This is a genomic window from Xanthomonas citri pv. citri (assembly GCF_000961215.1).
GTDB lineage: Bacteria > Pseudomonadota > Gammaproteobacteria > Xanthomonadales > Xanthomonadaceae > Xanthomonas > Xanthomonas cissicola.
The window spans coordinates 2,420,741-2,439,155 of record NZ_CP008998.1 but is presented as its reverse complement, the minus strand read 5'-3'; the positions used below and the strand labels follow the sequence as shown (position 1 = coordinate 2,439,155).

Annotated in this window: 12 protein-coding genes and 3 tRNA genes; 1 reads left to right on the top strand and 14 read right to left on the bottom strand. The window is 63.0% G+C overall.

Annotated features, from left to right (window positions below):
* Positions 1-12 precede the first annotated feature (12 nt).
* Positions 13-4,665 (bottom strand): non-ribosomal peptide synthetase, encoded by a 4,653-nt coding sequence (locus AMD14_RS11105; protein ID WP_040107615.1) that lies wholly within the window; start codon positions 4,663-4,665, stop codon positions 13-15.
* A 1,299-nt stretch (positions 4,666-5,964) separates the two neighbouring features.
* Here AMD14_RS11105 and AMD14_RS24870 point away from each other — a divergent pair.
* Complete coding sequence (locus AMD14_RS24870) at positions 5,965-6,147, top strand: hypothetical protein (RefSeq protein ID WP_015471928.1); 183 nt, start codon at positions 5,965-5,967, stop codon at positions 6,145-6,147.
* A 26-nt stretch (positions 6,148-6,173) separates the two neighbouring features.
* Here the strand turns inward: AMD14_RS24870 and AMD14_RS11100 are convergent.
* From AMD14_RS11100 to AMD14_RS11040, 13 genes are all read right to left on the bottom strand, one after another.
* A tRNA-Gly gene (locus AMD14_RS11100) sits at positions 6,174-6,249 on the bottom strand.
* 81 nt (positions 6,250-6,330) lie between these two features.
* Positions 6,331-6,404 (bottom strand) — tRNA-Cys (locus tag AMD14_RS11095).
* Between the two features lie 68 nt (positions 6,405-6,472).
* A tRNA-Gly gene (locus tag AMD14_RS11090) sits at positions 6,473-6,548 on the bottom strand.
* Between the two features lie 36 nt (positions 6,549-6,584).
* A complete protein-coding gene (gene pgsA / locus AMD14_RS11085; RefSeq protein ID WP_005916703.1) occupies positions 6,585-7,217 on the bottom strand; it encodes a CDP-diacylglycerol--glycerol-3-phosphate 3-phosphatidyltransferase in 633 nt (210 codons plus the stop codon).
* Positions 7,214-9,073, bottom strand: a complete 1,860-nt coding sequence (gene uvrC, locus AMD14_RS11080) for an excinuclease ABC subunit UvrC (RefSeq protein ID WP_005923353.1) — start codon at positions 9,071-9,073, stop codon at positions 7,214-7,216. Before uvrC ends, pgsA begins: the two co-directional genes overlap by 4 nt.
* A complete protein-coding gene (locus AMD14_RS11075; protein WP_003490549.1) occupies positions 9,070-10,488 on the bottom strand; it encodes a hypothetical protein in 1,419 nt (472 codons plus the stop codon). Before AMD14_RS11075 ends, uvrC begins: the two co-directional genes overlap by 4 nt.
* Before the next feature lie 23 nt (positions 10,489-10,511).
* On the bottom strand, positions 10,512-10,976 hold the full coding sequence (locus AMD14_RS11070; RefSeq protein WP_011051326.1) for a low molecular weight protein-tyrosine-phosphatase: 465 nt from the start codon (positions 10,974-10,976) through the stop codon (positions 10,512-10,514).
* Positions 10,973-11,752, bottom strand: coding sequence for a 3-deoxy-manno-octulosonate cytidylyltransferase (kdsB, locus tag AMD14_RS11065; RefSeq protein ID WP_003490553.1), 780 nt, complete (start codon positions 11,750-11,752; stop codon positions 10,973-10,975). The genes AMD14_RS11070 and kdsB overlap by 4 nt, the downstream gene beginning before the upstream one ends.
* Before the next feature lie 292 nt (positions 11,753-12,044).
* Positions 12,045-13,082 (bottom strand): tetraacyldisaccharide 4'-kinase, encoded by a 1,038-nt coding sequence (lpxK, locus tag AMD14_RS11060; protein WP_011051325.1) that lies wholly within the window; start codon positions 13,080-13,082, stop codon positions 12,045-12,047.
* Positions 13,079-14,848, bottom strand: a complete 1,770-nt coding sequence (gene msbA / locus AMD14_RS11055) for a lipid A export permease/ATP-binding protein MsbA (protein ID WP_011051324.1) — start codon at positions 14,846-14,848, stop codon at positions 13,079-13,081. Before msbA ends, lpxK begins: the two co-directional genes overlap by 4 nt.
* A complete protein-coding gene (locus tag AMD14_RS11050) occupies positions 14,845-15,309 on the bottom strand; it encodes an ExbD/TolR family protein (RefSeq protein ID WP_011051323.1) in 465 nt (154 codons plus the stop codon). Before AMD14_RS11050 ends, msbA begins: the two co-directional genes overlap by 4 nt.
* A 3-nt stretch (positions 15,310-15,312) precedes the next feature.
* Complete coding sequence (locus AMD14_RS11045) at positions 15,313-15,975, bottom strand: MotA/TolQ/ExbB proton channel family protein (RefSeq protein ID WP_011051322.1); 663 nt, start codon at positions 15,973-15,975, stop codon at positions 15,313-15,315.
* On the bottom strand, positions 15,866-18,412 hold the full coding sequence (locus tag AMD14_RS11040) for a DNA internalization-related competence protein ComEC/Rec2 (protein ID WP_015472014.1): 2,547 nt from the start codon (positions 18,410-18,412) through the stop codon (positions 15,866-15,868). Before AMD14_RS11040 ends, AMD14_RS11045 begins: the two co-directional genes overlap by 110 nt.
* Positions 18,413-18,415: the final 3 nt, after the last annotated feature.

Below are 18,415 nucleotides of genomic sequence, written 5' to 3'. Positions count from 1 at the left end.
GGTGATACCTGGTCACGGCGCCAACGAATCCACTGCCTCAGCCGCGCGATGCTGCAGGTTGAAGCCCAGCAAACGCTGGCGCTCTGCTGGCGGCAGCACGCACAGCTGGCTGATCGGCGTCTCCCGCTCATGCTCGAGCGCGTCGGCCAGCTGCTGCAATGCGGTTTGCATGTAGGCACACATTCTGGCGGGCACGCCGTCTGCCGAGGCCTGCGCCGTCAGTTGGAAACCATCGCCAAGATCATCCATGGAGAGGCTCACCGGATAGGTGCTACGTTCTTCTCCCCCCAGAACATCAATCCCCGGCCACGCCTGCAGCACGGTGCCATTGAGATTGGCCCGACTCAGCCGGCGATAGTTGAACAATGCATTGAACAACACGCGCTGTGTGTACATGCGGCTACAACGCTGCGCCAGCGACAGCGAAGCGTGTTCATGCGCCAACAGCTCACTCAGCCAGGCATGCGTCTGCTTGATGACGGCACGCACGCTGGCCCGACCCAAGCGAACCCGGATCGGCAACGTGTTGATGAACATTCCGATGGCACGTTCGATCTCCTTTCCCTGCGTTCTCCCCAGCATGACGGTGCCGAAGACCACGTCCTGCTGCCCCGACGCTGCGGAAAGCACCTGCGCCCAGGCGACGTGACACAACGTGGCAACGCTAACCCCCAATCGCCTCGCCTGTACTTGCAACCGCTGCGCAATCGAGGCGTCGATCTGGATGACTGCCTTGCGCACTTGCTGGTCAACCACACCTTGATCCTGCAACCCGAATGCAATGGTCGGCTCGCACACATCGCCGAGCATTTCCTTGAAAAAGCGCGCGTGTTCCTCTGCGTGCTGATCGCGGCGGGCATGCATGGTATAGGTGCGATACCGGAACGGCGGCGGCAATCGTGCGCCGTCTCCGCGCAGATGGCTGTCGATCTCTTCCAGCAACCCTGTCAGGGACGCAGCGTCTCCGACCAAATGGTGGAACAGTAGCCCGCCCACCCAACGTTGGCCGACGCCATCGTAGGCATAGCACAGACGCAGCAAGGGAGCTTGCCGCAGATCGAGTTGCTGGCGCGCCGGATCCAGGTGGGCACGCAGCAGTTGTAGGACATCCTCCTCAGCAGGACCCACCGCAATCTCGATCATCGGCACGGTCGCCTGCCGCCAGACCACCTGGAGCGGCGCATCCAACTGCTCCCAGATCAACGCAGTGCGCAGAATGTCGTAACGTGCGACCACGCACTGGAGCGCGGCTGCGAATGCATCCAGGCGAGCCCGATCCGAAAAAACGAACAGCGCATATTGCAGATAGGGATCGCCCTGAGTCGCTGTCAAATGATGGTAGGCAATGCCTTCCTGCAGTGGTGCCGCCGGATAGATGTCCTGCACGTTGCGCGCACCACCGGGCACCGTGCTGACGATGGTATCGATTGCTTGCTGTGACAGCTCCACCAGCGGAAGCAGATCCGGCGTGATGCGGTCGCACCCTTCTGGAATGCGCGGCTCGGGAATCTTCTCGTCGCGACTGGCGCCAACCGCCGCCGCCATCCCCATCACGGTGGGTCGAGCAAGCAGGGACTTTACATTGGCTTCAAGGCCATGCTGTCGCATCCGCTCCAATAACGCGACGATTAGAAGGGAGTGCCCGCCAAGCTCGAAGAAGTGATCGTATCGACCGACTTGCTCGATCTTCAGGACATCGCTCCATAGAACGGCAAGCAACTGTTCGGTCGGTCCCTCAGGCGACACATACCCCTGCTGGGCATACGCCTGTGCATCGGGCGCAGGCAAGGCATGACGATCCAACTTGCCATTGGGTGTCATCGGCAATAGGTCCATGCGGATGTAAACCGCAGGCACCATGTAATCGGGAAGCCGCTGCTGCAGCTGCTCGCGCAGACGCTCGGCAGTCACCTCGGGCGCGTCGCTCACGTAGTACGCCACAAGACATTTTTCTCCCGATGCGGCAGTGTGAATCACCACCGCCGCATCGGCCACCAACGGGTTGTCCAGGATCCTGGAGCTCACCTCCGCAGGCTCGATCCGAAAACCGCGCAATTTGATCTGGTCATCGTTACGCCCGAGGTACTCGAGCGTTCCGTCGGGCATCCAGCGCGCCAGGTCGCCGCTGCAATACATTCGTTGCTCCGGCCCAGTGCCGAATGGATCGACCACGAAGCGTTGCTCGGTCAACTCTGGACGATTGAGATAGCCACGCGTGACCTGGCTGCCAGCGATGCACAGTTCTCCGGCCACACCAGCAGGAACCGTCTGCCTATTCGCATCCAGCAGATAGACACGCATATTGTCGATCGGCCGCCCGATCGGAATGGTGGCTAATGTGCCTGCGTCCCAATCCAGTGGGATTTCATACGCCACGCATCCGACCACCGTTTCGGTCGGCCCATACTCATTGACCACGCGCGCATGAGGTGCAAGCTGACGCAATCGCTTGACCGTCGATGCGTGCAAGGCCTCGCCACCGACTACAAACAACGACACCGACGGAGTACCGCCACAGGCAGCCAGCTGCTGCGTCAAGACATCCAGGTGGGCCGGCGTGATCTTGACCAAGCACAGTGGCTGATCGGCGCAGACTCGCTTCAACAAGGCCTCGATCTCGTCCCGCTCAGGAAGCAGTTCGGTGGTACCGCCACATAGCAAAGGCAGGTATAGACTGGTGACGGTTGCATCGAACGAAAGCGACGACGACACCACTGCGCCTTGCCGGGGGTGATAGTGGTCGATCGCCCAATGCAGGTAGTTGCTCAGGGCGTCGTGGGGAACCATCACCCCCTTCGGACGACCGCTGGAGCCGGAGGTATAGATCACATACGCCAGATGGCACGGCGCAAACCCTGCGACCAGCGGAGTATCGGTGGGCCGATGCAGCCACTCAGGCGTATCCACATCGATCAGGATGGCGTTTGTGTCCTCCAACAGATCGCGCGTTGCCGAATGGACGATGAGCGCACGCGGTGTGCTGTCGGACAGCATGTAAGCCAGACGCTCGGACGGATAACGCGGATCCAGCGGAACATAGGCACTGCCTGCCTTCAGGACCGCAAGCAACGCCACCACCAATTCGGGGCAGCGCTCCATGCACAAGGCGATGCGCTGGTCCGGCCCAATCCCAAGTGCAATCAAGTGATGCGCAAGCTGATTCGACCTTGCATTGAGCTGGGCATAGGTCAGGCGCAAGTCACCAAAGGCCACTGCTATCGCATCCGGTGTCCGCTCTACCTGCGCCTCGAACATCGCAGGCAGCGTCGCCACCGGCATCTGCGTTTTCCTGCCGCGACTCCAGGTATCCAGGCATGCCAGCTCATCGGCGGTACATAGTTCGATCTGGTTCAAAGGACGGCTCGGGTGCGCCACCACCTGCATCATGAGCTGGACCAGACGCTGCGTCATTTGTGCTACCTGGTCGGCAGCAAAATAGCCCTTGTTGTAGATCGCATGGAGCCAAGCAATATCGTCATTGGCGTTGCGCCTGACGTACAACGACAACGGATTGTATTCGCGATTATTGGATGCCTTGACAAAAACTCCTCGCGCGACTCCGAAGCGATACACGTGTCCGGTTTGCTCGAAGGAAAACACCATCTCGAAAAAGCGCGTCGCACCACTCTTCCACAATCCACAGGCACGCCCCATCTCGCTGACAGGAAAGCGCTGATGACGGTAGTCCTTGCGCAATTCTCGCGACACTAGTCGCACCGCATCAATGAAAGGCATCGCAGGGTCGAAGCGCATGCGCACCGGATTTATCTGTGCGCACAGTCCAATCGAATTCTTGAACTGGTGACCGGCACGATTGAGGATCGGCACGCCGACGACCAACTCTTCACGCTGTTGCGTGCGAGAGAAGTAGGCATAGAGAAGGACAAGGAGGATCTGAAACTGGGATACGCCGTGATCGGTGGCTAGCCGTGTCAGTCGATCCAGCAGATCGGCAGGAAATTCATGAACAAGGTTGACGCTGACACCCGACACCTCCGCAGTGGACATTGCCCCCGGGGCAGTGGAGAACAGGGGTTCTGGAAGCACGGAATACTTTGCCAGCCAGTATTGACGATCGGTCTCGTACTGCGCGGAGTGCTGGTAGGAACGATCGCTCTCGATGAAGTCACGGTAGGATCTGACGTCCACTGTCGCCGGACGGCCCTCACGCATTTCGCTGTAGAGGCGGCCCAGAGTTTCTATCGTCAGGAACAAGGACCAGCCATCCATCAGGATGTGGTGCAGGCTCACCATCAGATACCACTTGCCAGCATCGAAGCGGCACAACGAAAGGCGCATCAGCGGCGTGCCGTCGAACTGAAACGGCGTCTCCATGTGCTCCTGGATCCATTGCTCCAGCCATCCCTGACGGTCCTGCACAGACGTAATATCGGCGAATGGCACGGGCAGATGCATCGTCTCAGCGAAGCACTGCAGCGGGATTCCCTCCTCGTCCACGTCTTCCGTTATGCACATCCGCAGGACTTCGCATTGATCGACTAATGTTTGTGCCGCATGCTGCAAGCATCCGACATCGATATCGCCATCGATCTCGATATAGCCACCGATGTTGGAAGAAACCGACTGCCCGAGCATCAGTTGTTCCAACCAGATCTCTCTCTGAGGACTGCTCAGCGGAAAGACAGACCGATCGGTCGTTTGCATTGCATAGTCCTTGATGATGGGTACAGTTCGTCCCGTGACGCTCCGCATGAAGAATGCGGCGACCGAATACTGTTGCCCAAGTGATAGGGGAGATGATGGGCGCTACTTTTTTATATTCCAGCCTGCCCATTTGATTGAGGCACAGTTACCCTCCCAGAACGAGATCTGGCACCATCGAGAGGTCATTCCCTTATTTTCTATTGGAAAACTTCACTTTATCGAGTGGCGCGGGCAATGCCATCGATGTATCGATCATGGTAATCGCATCTTCAAAAGGATTCGGTGGCGGGTATCGCACGTGTCGAGCGGCGCCATTGATAGCACGTCAATGACAAAAAACGTCGCGCAAGCACACTCCACCGGTGCTTCTTATTTCTTATCGATTTCCAGGAAAATCCTTTGCGCCATCAATCAGATTGCTTCGCACCGGATTTTTATGGCCATCGCGTAGATCTGAGCATAGATGGTTGTGTGTTCGTCACATTTTTGCTCGACTGGCAATCAGAAGAAGATCTGTCTTCCGAGGGGTACGGATGGCCGACGTATTGTTATTAATGATGTCTGGTAAAACTCAATCATAATAAGCAAGCATGTATGACGCAGACCGCGCCATCGTGCGAGGCCGCTTTGCGCAAAACTTATCTCGATTGGCTGGAGATCTCGGTCGAGCGATTGCCGATGTGATAACAAGATTACTCACTGGACGCAGGGTCTAGCGCCCCACCCATTCAGCTCCCACCATTCGTCACGACCGTCGCATATTCTTCGTGCGTCACGCTTGACCACTGTTAGCGCCATCAGCGATGCCACACATAGCCGCACGGCGCAGCAAAGACAGTGCACCCATCGTTTCGAAGGGCAGCCAAAAAATCGTATGCAGGTCTCGGCATAGAGAGCCACGCAGGTGCGTTCCTCAAGCACCTGATCCCAGTGCCGAGCTGACGGCACGCGTAAACGTGCATCGGCGCCAGTGGACGAGACTTGCTGGCTCTTGCAAACGCATCAACGACCGTTGATGCAGTTGCTGTAGATCGGACGTGTCCCACACTACGGTAATCGCGCGATACCGCCCGTTCCTGCACCCAAGTGCAAAGAGGTATTGAACGCAATGCTAGCGTTATAGCTACAACCGAATCATTGCGATTCCAGCTAGCCTCCACTGCACACAGCCATCAGGTCGATCTGCCATGCAGGCAGACCGCCGGCTAGCGACACCTCGACGGCCCGGCCCCGCAATCAAGACGGCGACTGAGCACGACGGCATGAGCCCAAAACCAAAACACTGCAGGCGGCCTGCCGTTGGACCGCATCGTCATCCCGCCAGGAGGCGTCTGCACGGATGTCTCCTTCCCTGATGCACTCAGCACAGTTGCTGCGACACGCATGACGCGCTCGCTGATCCGCGAATCGCGCAACAGCCACACCATCCGTCCTAGCGCCTGCCACCAGCAAACAAAAAAGGACCCGAAGGTCCTTTTTTGAAGATGCATTGAACGGCACCTTGAATTTGGAGCGGGAAACGAGACTCGAACTCGCGACCTCAACCTTGGCAAGGTTGCGCTCTACCAACTGAGCTATTCCCGCGTGGAGCAAAATTGTACAGCGTATTACTTCGTTGCGCTAGCCCTGTCGTCGTTATCAATGGCAGGAATACCGCATGCGATGTGGAGGCCTGGGCCGGAATTGAACCGGCGTACGCGGATTTGCAGTCCGCTGCATAACCACTCTACCACCAGGCCGAAACATCAAACCCAAGGCATCCTGCCTTGAAACAACGAGACCCCTGACGCGGGATCCTGTCTACATCTGGAGCGGGAAACGAGACTCGAACTCGCGACCTCAACCTTGGCAAGGTTGCGCTCTACCAACTGAGCTATTCCCGCTTGGGAGGCGAAATTCTACAGTGAACGGGATAGCTGTCAACTGTTGCTTTCGATTTTTTTCGGCTTGTTGCTGATCGCTGCTTTCTCGTCGGCGCGCAGGCTTGGCCACGCGGCCTGCAGATACTGAAACCCTGACCACAGCGTCAGCAAGGCCGCAATGGCCAGCGTCCAGTAGCCCGCACGAAAAATCAGGTTGCCCAGCCAGATTTCATGCGTAGGCATCTGCCCTGGGGTGACCGAATACAACAGGCACAGCAACGCCACCATTTGTGCGGTGGTTTTGATCTTGCCGATGGCCGCCACGCGCACCTTGGCGCGCTGGCCGATCTCGGCCATCCATTCGCGGAGTGCAGAGACGGCAATCTCGCGTCCGACGATGACTGCCGCCCAGAACGCCATCCACGGCGTGGGATGGCCCTGCACAATCAGGAACAGCGCCACCGCGACCATCAACTTGTCGGCGACCGGGTCCAGAAATGCGCCGAATGCGGAATATTGGTGATAACGCCGCGCGACCCAGCCATCCAGCCAGTCGGTGATGGCGGCCAGCGCAAACACGCCGGCGGACGCGAAGTTCGTCCACGTGTAGGGCAGGTAGAACACCACGACCAACACCGGGATCATCACGATCCTCAGCAGTGTCAGCCACGTGGGGATGGTCAACTTCATTGCGGACTTGCCTCGCCTGCCGCATCGGGAAGCGCCAGCCCGTGCAGGTTAGCGTAGATTCGCGCGGCAAGTGCGGCATTGACCCCCTCCACCCGTGCAATCTCGGCCTCGCCAGCGGCCTTGAGCCCGACCAGTCCTCCGAAATGCTTGAGCAGGCTCGCGCGGCGCCGAGGGCCGATGCCGGGGATATCCTCGAGCTTGCTGGTCATGCGCGCCTTCTGGCGGCGCCCGCGGTGGCCGGTGATCGCAAAGCGGTGCGCTTCGTCACGCACTTGCTGGATGAATTGCAGCGCAGGCGACGCCGCGCCCGGCCGTAGCTCGCGCCCGTCGGCCATGATCAACGCTTCGTGCCCTGCCCGGCGCTCTTCGCCCTTGGCCACGCCGACCAGCAACACGTTCTCGACCCCGAGATCGGCCAACGCGGCCTGGGCCTGTGCCAGCTGGCCGGCGCCACCGTCGATCAGCAGCACGTCGGGGATCACGCCGTTCTCTTCCACGGCGCGACGGAAGCGGCGCTCGATCGCCTGCCGCATGGCTGCGTAGTCGTCGCCCGGCGTGATGCCGGAAATATTGAAGCGCCGGTACTGGCCACGCACCGGGCCGCTGGCGTCGAATACCACGCACGAGGCGACGGTCGCTTCGCCCATGGTGTGACTGATGTCGAAACACTCCACGCGCTTGACCGGCTCGGCAAGTCCAAGCAGCTCGCGCAAGGCTTCGCTGCGTGCATGCTGCGCGCTCTGGCTGGTGAGCTCGGTGACAAGGGTCAGCTGCGCATTGCGCGTGGCCAGCAGCAGATAGCCGGCACGCTCGCCGCGCACGTTCCACTTCAGCGCCACCTTGTGCTCGGCGGCCGTACTGAGCGCGGCTTCGATCAGCTCGGCTTCCGGAATCTCGCGGTCGAGCAGGATTTCGCGCGGGGGAGAGTGCTCGGCGTAGTACTGCGATACGAACGCGCCAAGAATTTCGTCGGCGCTATCTTCCCCGTTGGTCTTGGGAAAGAACGAGCGCGTGCCGAGATTGCGGCCATCGCGAAAACTCAGCAACAGGACGCACGCCTGGCTGGATTGCGTGGCGCAGGCCAGCACGTCCAGATCCGCTGCACGGCCGTCGACGTATTGACGGTTCTGCATGCTGCGCAGCGACGAGAGCAAATCGCGCAAACGCGCGGCGCGCTCGAATTCCAGCGCCTCGCTGGCCTGCTGCATCGAGTGCATGATCTCTTCGCCGAGCTGATCGCTCTTGCCTTCGAGAAACATGGTAGCGCGGCGTACCGATTCGGCGTAATCCGGAGCCGCCACCAAATCCACGCACGGGCCGCTGCAACGCCCGATCTGATACTGCAGGCATGGCCGCGAACGGTTGCGGAACACGCTGTCCTCGCAACTGCGCAGCTTGAAGAGCTTATGCATCAGGCTCAGCGTTTCGCGTACACCGGTGACGCCCGTGTAAGGGCCGAAATAACGCCCTTGCACCGCACGCGGACCGCGATGCAAGGCAATACGGGGCCATTGTTCGCGCGTCAGCAACACGTATGGGTAGCTTTTGTCGTCGCGCAACGAAACGTTGTAGCGCGGCGACAACGATTTGATCAGCTGGTTTTCCAGCAGTAGCGCTTCGGCTTCGCTGCGGGTGACGGTGACGTCCATGCGCGCGACCTGCGACAGCATCGAGGTCAACCGGGCGTTCTTCGGCGTCCCGTTGAAATAGCTTCCCACGCGCTTGCGCAGCGCGCCCGCCTTGCCGACGTACAACAAGGTGTCGTCGCCCGCATACATGCGATAGACGCCAGGCGCGGTGCTCAGTTGCGCAGCAAACGCTTTTCCATCGAAATCGTTTTGGGGTCTGACGCTCATTCGTCTATCGAAACATCACTCAGTGCGCCGCTTGCAAGGTCGTACCGCAAGATGGCATGTGCATCGGTTTCTGCGATCCAGACCGCACCGGCGGCGACCGCCAGACCGGCAGGGCCATGCAGACGACGCGGCAGCGCGACCGTGGTCAATTCGCCGCCGCCCAGGCGTAGGCAGCGCAGGCGGCCATTACCGGTGTCGGCGATCCACAGCAGCGGCGAATCGGCCGCCAATGCAATGGCCTGTGGGAACTGCAGACGCGCCGTGCTGCGCGGGCCGTCCTGATCTCCAAATTGCCAGGTGCCCTGCCCGCCCACCAAGGTCTGCACCAGATCGCCGCGCAGTTGCATGGTGCGGATCGACGAGCCCAGTCCGTCGCAGACATAGGCCACTTGCTGCACCGACGCCAAGCCGGCCGGCTGTGCGAAAGCAGCGAGATGGCCGCTGCCGTCGCGAATTTCAAGGGCACCGGTGCCTGCGCGCGCGGTCAGCGCGGCGCGGCCCAGGTGATAACTCCAGATCCGGTTATCGCCGGCCATGGCGATCAACACCTGGTTGTCGGCGATGGCCAGACCTTGCGGGTAGTTCAGCGCAGAGCCACCGGGCGACGCCAGCGGGCCTTCGACCGGCTCGCCGGAACGACCGGTGCCGCACAAGGTATCCACCTGCCCGCTGCGCAGGTTGATACGACGCAGCGCATGGTTGCCGGTATCGGCGACATACAGTTGATCACGTTCCAACGCCAAACCTTGCGGACGCCTAAATGCCGCCTCGCCGACACCGCCGTCGATGAGATCAGCATTGCCATGCCCGAACTGGCGCAGCACGCGCCCGCTGTGCGTGCACTCGAGCACGCGGTGGTGGCCGGTATCGGCGACATACAACCGGTCTTCGGTCGCCGCCAAACCAGTAGGAAAGCGCAATGCCAGATGCGGCTCGGGCTCGCGCTCGGCCACGCCGTGCAGGTCGGCGTCAGACGGCGGCGGCTGGCCTTCGCACAGGGCAGTCAGGGCCTTGTCCAGATCGCCGGTGACGCCCACCAGGCGCTGCCGCTCGCGGCCGTAGGCATCCAGCAGCACCAGCGTGGGCCAGGATTCGATACCGAAGCGACGCCAGGTTTCCCAGTCCTTGTCGAGCAGGATCGGCGCACTCACGCCGTGTCCGCGCAGTTGTTTAAGCGAGCGTTGCGGCAGGCGTTCGCTGTCGAAACGCGGCACCTGCACCACGATCACCTGGAGCCGGCCAGGGCTGCGCGCCTGCCAGTGGGCAAGCTCGGCCAGGCGTTCTGCGCACCACACCGAGCTGGCGTTGACGAACGCCAGCACCAGCGCACGCCCGCGATGCTCCTGCAAGGTGGAGGGCCTGGCATTGAGCCAGGTGGGAAATTCCGGCAGTTCCTGGGTGAGCTGGGCGTTCATGCGGTGATTATGCCCAAGCGCGATTAGCCGCGGGTGAGTCTGGCAACGGTGAGGCGCGCGGCAGTGTCGACCAGCTGCCATACCTGCTCGAAGTCATCCATGCTGCCGGTATACGGGTCGGGGATTTCATCGCGCGCGTCGATGCCGGCCCAGGGCAGCCACAAGGCGAGCTTGTCGCGCTGCGCTGCCGGGGCCAGCCGCTGCAGATCGCGCAGATTGCTGCCGTCTGCGCATAGCAGCCAATCGAAATGCTCGACATCCGAGTGCTTCACCTGGCGCGCGCGAAGACCCGAAATATCCACGCCGTGACCGCCCGCGCAGCGGATCGCGCGCGGGTCCGGCGGATCGCCGGCATGCCAATCCCCGGTCCCGGCCGAATCGACCTCGATGCGCCGCGACAGCCGTGCCTTGTCCAGTTGCGCACGCAAGGCACCCTCGCCCATCGGTGACCGGCAGATATTGCCCAGGCAGACGATCAGCACCTTCATGCAGAAGCCACCCGCATCTGCGCGCGAACGAGATCGTCCGCGGTATCGATGCCTGGCGGAAACGGCTCAGGCGTCACCGCCACGGCGATGCGATAGCCGGCTTCCATCACGCGCAATTGTTCCAGCGATTCGGTGCGCTCCAGCATGCCGGGCGGCATGGCTGCGAAGCGTTGCAGGAAGCCTGCGCGATAGGCGTAGATGCCGATGTGACGCAGCCACTGACCTTCTGCAGGCACGCTATCGTGCTGGCTGGCGAAGCTGTCGCGGTGCCAGGGAATCGGCGCACGGCTGAAATACAGCGCGTCGCCGCCGGCCGTGCGCACCAGCTTCACCACGTTGGGATCGAACAGGTCGTGCGCGTTGTCCACCGGCGCGGCCAGCGTGGCCATCTGGGCACCGGAGCGCTGCAGCAGATCTGCAACAGCGCGGATGCCCGCAGCCGGCGCAAACGGCTCGTCGCCTTGCAGATTGACCACGCAGGCCTGGTCGTCCCATCCGGCAATGCGCGCGCATTCGGCAAGGCGGTCGGTGCCGGAAAGATGCGCGGTGCCGGTCATCGCCACATGCACTCCTGGCAGATGCTCGATCGCCGCTACGATACGCGCGTCGTCGGTGGCCACCCACACCTCGCGCGCACCCGCCAGCAATGCACGCTCGGCCACGTGCTGGATCATCGGTCGATCGCCGATCAGTTGCAGCGGTTTACCCGGCAGCCGCGTGGAAGCGTAACGGGCGGGAATGGCGACAACGAAATCGGCAGGCGTGGTGGGTGTCATACGTGCGCGCTCTGGATGCAGTAGGAAGTAGGGGAAGCGAGAGAACCGAATCGCTTGATGCCGATGTGTGATTGAGCGAAGTGGCGGTATTCAGTTGGCGCTGCGCTGCACGACATCAAACCGCGCCGCGCGCCCTGATTGCACCGATGCGCACCAATATTTTCGGGTAGACCTTTACCCGAGTGGTGCGATGTGTCATCCAGCATGGATGACACATCGCAGCCGCAAGAGCGCACTCAACGCCTGGCTCGGGATGCTTGGCCAGCAACCGTCCAACTGCAAGCTGACTCGCTCACACGCCCTGCCGGCTCGCCAATTTGTTCAATCGGTCCAGCAGGCTCACCCAGAACGCGGCCGGCAGTTCCGCCTTCAGTGGCACGCTGTACAGCCACTCGTCGGCGAACGGACGGCATTTCACCGCGTCCTTTTCGGTCATCAGCACCGGCAGGCGGCTTCCGAAGCTGAAATCCGCGGCGCGATAGACGTGATGATCCGCAAACGCGTGCGGCACCACGCCAATGCCGCGCGCGCGCAGCATGGCGAAGAAACGTTCCGGATGCGCGATGCCCGCCACGGCATGCACGCGCTGTCCGGCAAGCATGCTCAAGGGCTGCGCACGCTTGCCGTCCATTGGCTGCACGCTGTCGATGCTCAAACGCATCTGCCATTTGCCGAAACCGGCATCATCCGGCGCCTGCGGTGTGGCAGTTGCACTGGCCTGGCCGAGATTGACCACGCGAAAATCGCAATCCTGCGCCCGCGCGGCCGGTTCGCGTAGCGGCCCAGCAGGCAACAGGCGTCCGTTGCCGTAGCGCCGCTGGCCATCGACCACTTCGATTTCGACATCGCGGGCCAGACGGTAATGCTGCAGGCCATCGTCGCAGATCACGATGTCGCAGCCCGCCTCGACCAGCGCCCGCGCAGCAGCGAGCCGGTCGCTGTCGACGCGCACGCGCGCACCGGTCTTCCAGGCGATCAACACCGGCTCGTCGCCGCCGAGCGCCACCGGCGTGTCCGCTTCGACCCAGCGGGCGGTACCGGCGTCATCGCGGCCGTAGCCACGGCTGGCGACGCCAGGGGTCCAGCCGGCTTCCTGCAGCTTCGCGACCAAGGCAATCGTCAGCGGCGTCTTGCCGGTGCCGCCGGCGGTGACATTGCCGACCACGATCACCGGCACCGGCACACCGTGGCGCCTGCGCCAGCCGCGGCGATACAGCGCCCGTCGCAACGCGATCGCAGCGCCGTAGACCGGTGCCAGGATGCGCGCCGGCAGCGGAATCGGCGTGTTGTCGTACCAGTAACCCGGGGTGCGGGTGCCGCGCTTGCTCATGCCTGGCGTTCGCGGAATTGCATGCCGTGCAGGTGCGAATACAAGCCGCCCTGCGCCAGCAATTGGTGATGCGTACCACGCTCGACGATCCGGCCCTGGTCCATCACCAGCACCTGATCGGCATGCTCGATGGTGGATAGACGATGCGCGATGACCAGCGTGGTGCGGTCAGGCATCAGCTTGTGCAACGCATCTTGCACGAGTCGTTCGGACTCGTTGTCCAGCGCTGCGGTGGCCTCGTCCAGAATCAGGACCGGCGCGTCCTTGAGCATGGCGCGTGCGATCGCCAGACGCTGGCGCTGGCCGCCGGACAGGCGCCCACCCTTGGTGCCGACATGCGACTGCAGACCTTCGGGCAGCTGCGCGACAAACTCCATTGCATTGGCTCCCAGAATCGCGCGCTCCAACTTGCCGGCATCGGCGTTGCGCATTTCGCCGAACGCCACGTTATCGGCGATGCTGCCGTCGAACAGCATCACCTGCTGGCCGACCAGCGCAATTTGCCGACGCAGATCCGCCAACGCATACGCCTGCACCGGATGCCCGTCGAGCAGGATCTGCCCGGCCTCGGCTTCGTAAAAACGCGGAATCAACTTGATCAGACTGGATTTGCCGCTCCCGGAACGCCCGACGATGGCGGTGACGGTGCCCGGTTGCGCAACGAAGCTGACATCTGCCAGCGCCGGATTGACCTGGCCGGGGTAGCGCGCCGTGACATCGCGAAATTCGATCAAGCCCTTGGCACGCGTCAGCGGCACGGTACCTTGATCCGGCTCGTCCGGGCTGTCGAGCACCGAAAACAGACGCTCGGCCGATGCCAGGCCGCGCTGCACCATGTTCTGCACATTGGTCAGCTGCTTGAGGCCAGGAATGATCGTCAGCATCGAGGTCATCAGCACGACGAAATCGCCGGCCGTCAGTCGCCCGGCCAAGGCCTGCGCACCGGCCACGAACAGCAATGCCGACAAGCCGATCGCGCCGATCATCTGCACGGTGGCAGTGGAAATGCCGCGGGTGGATTCGACCTTCATCGCCAGGCGCAGGTTGCGATTGGCCAGCGCGCCATAGCGCTCCATTTCGGTCTGCTGAGCCCCGTAGATCTTGACCTCCTGATGGCTGGACAAGGTCTGGTCGGCGGCCTGCAGCAGCTGCGCACCGCTTTCCTGGATGCTGTGGCTGATACGCCGGTAGCGCCGCGCCACCTTGTCCATCACCCAGGCCAGCACCGGGGCCAGCACCAGGATGGTCAATGTCACCTGCCAGCTATGCCACAGCATCAGCGCCAGCGCACCGATCACCTGCAGCGATTGCTGGATCATGACCTTGACCGCATCCACTGCGGCCTGCGCAACCTGGTCCGAATCCGAGCCCAGGCGTATCAACATCGACGGCACCGGCTCCGAATCAAAGCGTGACCCTGGCAGGCGCAGATACTTGGCCATCACCTTGATGCGCAGATCGCGCGCGATGCTGCGTGCGGATTTGCCCATCGCCATGTCGGTGATGTAGCCGGCCACGCCGCGCACCACGAACAGCAGGATGATCTGCACCGGCAACCAGCGACTGACCTCGGCGTTCTTGTAGATGAAGGTCTCGTCGGTGATTGGCTTCATCAACGCCAGAAAACCGGTGGTGCCGGCCGCTTCGATCAACGCAGCGATCAGCGCGGCCACCAGCAACAAACGATACGGCTTGGCAAACGCCAGCAGGCGACGGTACGTGCGCCAGGAAGACACTGGCGCCGGGCGGTCGATGGAGATGGTCACTGGCGGGTTCCGTTGGTGCTTGTCTTGCCAGTCGTACCGGTGGCGCTGGCCGGAGGCGCGGTGGCGATGGCGATGCGCCGGAAGCCGAGCTGGCCCAGCGCATCCTGCGCGGTCACCACGGCCTGATACGGGGTCCGCGCATCGGCGCGCATCAGCACGGTCTGTTCGCGGTCATCGCCGGCGATCTGGGCGATGGTCTGCTTGAGCGAGCCCACGTCCGAACGCAGCACTTCCTGATCGTTGATGAAATAACGCCCATCGGCATTGACCAGCACGCTCAGCGAACGTGGCGGTGTGCTGCTGTGTTGGTCGCTGGCGGTCGGCAGCTGCAATTGCAGCGTGGAGCGTGCGTCGAAGGTCGTGGTCACCACGAAAAAGATGATGAGGACGAGGATGACGTCAATCAATGGCACCAGGTCGATATGCGGCTCGTCCTGGCTTCGGTCGCTGCCGATGCGCATCCGTCAACCCTTTGCCGTGACAGGCTTGCCGCCCGCTGCAGCCGGCGCGAAGGCTGCCGGCACGACTCGGCCATCCATGGTGTCCAGCAACAAGATGGCTTCCTGCTCCATCTCGACGATGTAACCGGCGATCCGCCCCTTGAAGAAGCGATGCGCCATCAATGCCGGAACCGCGATGATCATGCCGGTGGCAGTGCACACCAGCGCCTTGCCAATGCCGCCGGCGAGCTGATTCACATCGCCTACGCCGTGATCGAGGATGCCCATGAACATCTGGATCATGCCGACCACGGTACCGAGCAGACCCAACAATGGCCCAGCCGATGCGATCGTGCCCAACGCGTTCAGATAGCGCTCCATGCGATGCACCACATGCCGGCCGGTGTCCTCGATACGTTCGCGGATCACGTCACGCGGGCGGCCACGAACGTCAAGCGCCGCGGCCAGCAAGGCGCCCAACGGCGAATTGCGGCGCAGCGACTCGATGTGGGTGGGATCCAGATTGCCGCGCGCGGCCCAATTGCGCACTTCTTCACCCAGGCCCGGCGGCGTCACCTCATTGCGGCGCAGGCTCCACATACGCTCCAGCACGATCGCCAGGGCGATCACGCCCAGCAACAGCAACGGCACCATCGGCCAACCGCCTGCCTTGACCAGCTCCAACACGATTCGATTCCTCCGGCAACGCGGCCGCCTGTTCGCTGACCGATAGGATAGCAGCCGACCGCCGCCGTTCCGCAGCATCCCATAGCCGCGGCTGCCAGCGCCGTCGCTCGCGCAGTTGCAGGCCCGCGGCACCGAGCCAAACCCGGATCGCTCCCGCCTGGGCGGTGTCCAACACCTCTGCCCCGCCTGACTTCCAACGTTGCACGACCTCGGCGCGCGGATGCCCGAATCTGTTGCCATGACCGGACGACACCAACGCCAGGCGTGCTCCGGTGGCGGCGATGAAACCGGCTTGCGAGCCATCGGCGCTGCCGTGGTGCGGGACGATCACCAGCTCGGCACGCAGGTCCGCGGCGTGCCCGCGCAGCAGGCGGCGCTCGACGATGTCGCCAATATCGCCCGGCAACAGTGCGCTCGCATACGCGGTTTCGACCCGCAGTACGCAGCTGGATTGGTTGCGCAGGTAAGGAAAACCCGCGCCGGGATGCAGGAAGCGAAAGCGCACCCCGTCCCACTCCCACTGCTGCCCGGCGCGGCAGCGTGCGGTGACGTCCAACGGCGCACCCGGTGGCGCAGCCGTGCGTGCCACCGGCAGCCCCGTGCGCACTGCGGCATAGCCACCAGCATGATCGGCATCGGCATGGCTGAGCACGATGGCGTCCAGCCGGCGCACACCAAGCGCGCGCAACGCCGGCAGCACGACGCGCTCGCCGGCATCGAAGCCGTCGCGCACCGCCGGACCGGTATCGAACAACAGCGCATGGCGTTGCGTGCGCACCAGCACCGCCAAGCCCTGACCCACATCCAGCACCTGCACTTCCGCCTCGCCTGCGGCCGGTAGCTCGCGATCCGGCCAGAGCAGCGGCAACCACAGCAGCGCCGCCAACGATTTACCCGGCGTCGCGCGCGGCAGCAACAGCCAGAACGCACCGAGCAAGGCGGCGATCAGGGCAACCCCATCGGACTCGGGCACCCACCACAACGCCAACGCGGTCTGCCCAAGCCAGACGAACCCCGGCCAGGTCAGCTCAAAGCACCAGCCCGCAAGCTGCCATGCCCACATGCCGGTCCCCGGGTAGATCGCCTCAAGTGCGGTCCCCAACAGGCACAGCGGTACCACCACGAAAGTCCACCACGGAATGGCGACCAAATTGGCGAATGGCCCGACCAGCGACGCCTGCCCGAACAAGCTGACCGTCAACGGCAGCAGGCCAACGGTGGCCACGGTCTGCGCAGACAGGAAGCCGCGCACGATGGCGCGATCGTCAGACGGCAGGCACCAGACCAGCCATGCCACGCCGGCGAAGCTGAGCCAGAAGCCAGCAACCAGCACGCTGAGCGGATCCCACAGCACCACCGCCAACAAGGCGAGCGAAAGCACATGCGCGGTCGAGGCGCGTCGCCGCAGCACCCTGGCGAGGGCCACCACCGCAATCATCAATACGGTGCGTACCGTCGGCAGCGCCAGGCCAGCCAGTAGCGCGTAGGCCGCAGCGCCGAGTAGCGCGGCAATCGATGCCGCATGCAGACGCGGCATGAATGTGCCCAGTCGCGGCTGCCAGCGCCATATGCCAGCGATCAGCAGCGCGAAGAATGCCCCGACCAGCCCGACATGAAATCCAGAGATGGCGATCAGATGGCTGAGCCCGGTCGCGCGCAACGTTGCCCATGCCGTATCGTCCAGCCCCCGGGTATCTCCGAGCGCGAGCGCCCGCAGGTACGGCGCAGAGGGGCCGCCGACACGCTCGGCGATGCGTTGCGACATCCGTTCGCGCCAGGCATCCACGCCTTGCGGCGGTACGGTCTGGTGTGCGGTTGCAGGGATGCGCACATAGCCCGTCGCAGCGATGCGCTGCGCCAGTGCCTGGCGCTCGGCATCGAAGCCTCCGGGATTGCGCAAGCCGCGTGGCGCACGCAGCTTGAGCCGCAGCTGCCAGCGCGCACCTGCATGTAGCGCCGCGCGCGGGCCGATGCGCTCGGCATCAAAGTCGTCGTACCAGGCCACCTGCAGGAGCTTGCCACGCAGTGCCGCCGGCTGGGCCGGAGCCTCGTCCACGCGCAGCTGAAAGCGGGTACGGCGTTGCTCGGCGATCGGTAGCCCGACAATCTGCCCGCGCACGGTGGCATCGCGTGTTTCATCCTGCGGAAGCAACTGCGCCTGCAGCGCGCCAGTCACCTGCCATCCCATCGCTCCGAATCCAAGAAGTGCCGCAGCGCCGGCCAGCAATAGCGCACTCCAGCACGGGCGCAGCCACACCGTCGCGCCGCTGCCCAGCAACGCAACGCACACGCAGCCGACATAAACCATGCGCGGCAGCAGTATGGGCGACCAGGCGCACGCCACCACGCCCAGCAATAACGCGGCCGCGATGACCACCGCCGATCCCATCTGCGGCGGTGCCGTGTGCGCTGACACCTCCATGCTGTCGGTCACCATCAT

Coding starts and splice junctions, on each gene's coding strand:
- AMD14_RS11105 (WP_040107615.1), bottom strand. CDS start 4,665: ATGCAAACGACCGATCGGTCTGTCTTTCCGCTGAGCAGTCCTCAGAGA.
- pgsA (WP_005916703.1), bottom strand. CDS start 7,217: ATGAAGTTGACCATCCCCACGTGGCTGACACTGCTGAGGATCGTGATG.
- uvrC (WP_005923353.1), bottom strand. CDS start 9,073: ATGAGCGTCAGACCCCAAAACGATTTCGATGGAAAAGCGTTTGCTGCG.
- AMD14_RS11075 (WP_003490549.1), bottom strand. CDS start 10,488: ATGAACGCCCAGCTCACCCAGGAACTGCCGGAATTTCCCACCTGGCTC.
- AMD14_RS11070 (WP_011051326.1), bottom strand. CDS start 10,976: ATGAAGGTGCTGATCGTCTGCCTGGGCAATATCTGCCGGTCACCGATG.
- kdsB (WP_003490553.1), bottom strand. CDS start 11,752: ATGACACCCACCACGCCTGCCGATTTCGTTGTCGCCATTCCCGCCCGT.
- lpxK (WP_011051325.1), bottom strand. CDS start 13,082: ATGAGCAAGCGCGGCACCCGCACCCCGGGTTACTGGTACGACAACACG.
- AMD14_RS11050 (WP_011051323.1), bottom strand. CDS start 15,309: ATGCGCATCGGCAGCGACCGAAGCCAGGACGAGCCGCATATCGACCTG.
- AMD14_RS11040 (WP_015472014.1), bottom strand. CDS start 18,412: ATGGTGACCGACAGCATGGAGGTGTCAGCGCACACGGCACCGCCGCAG.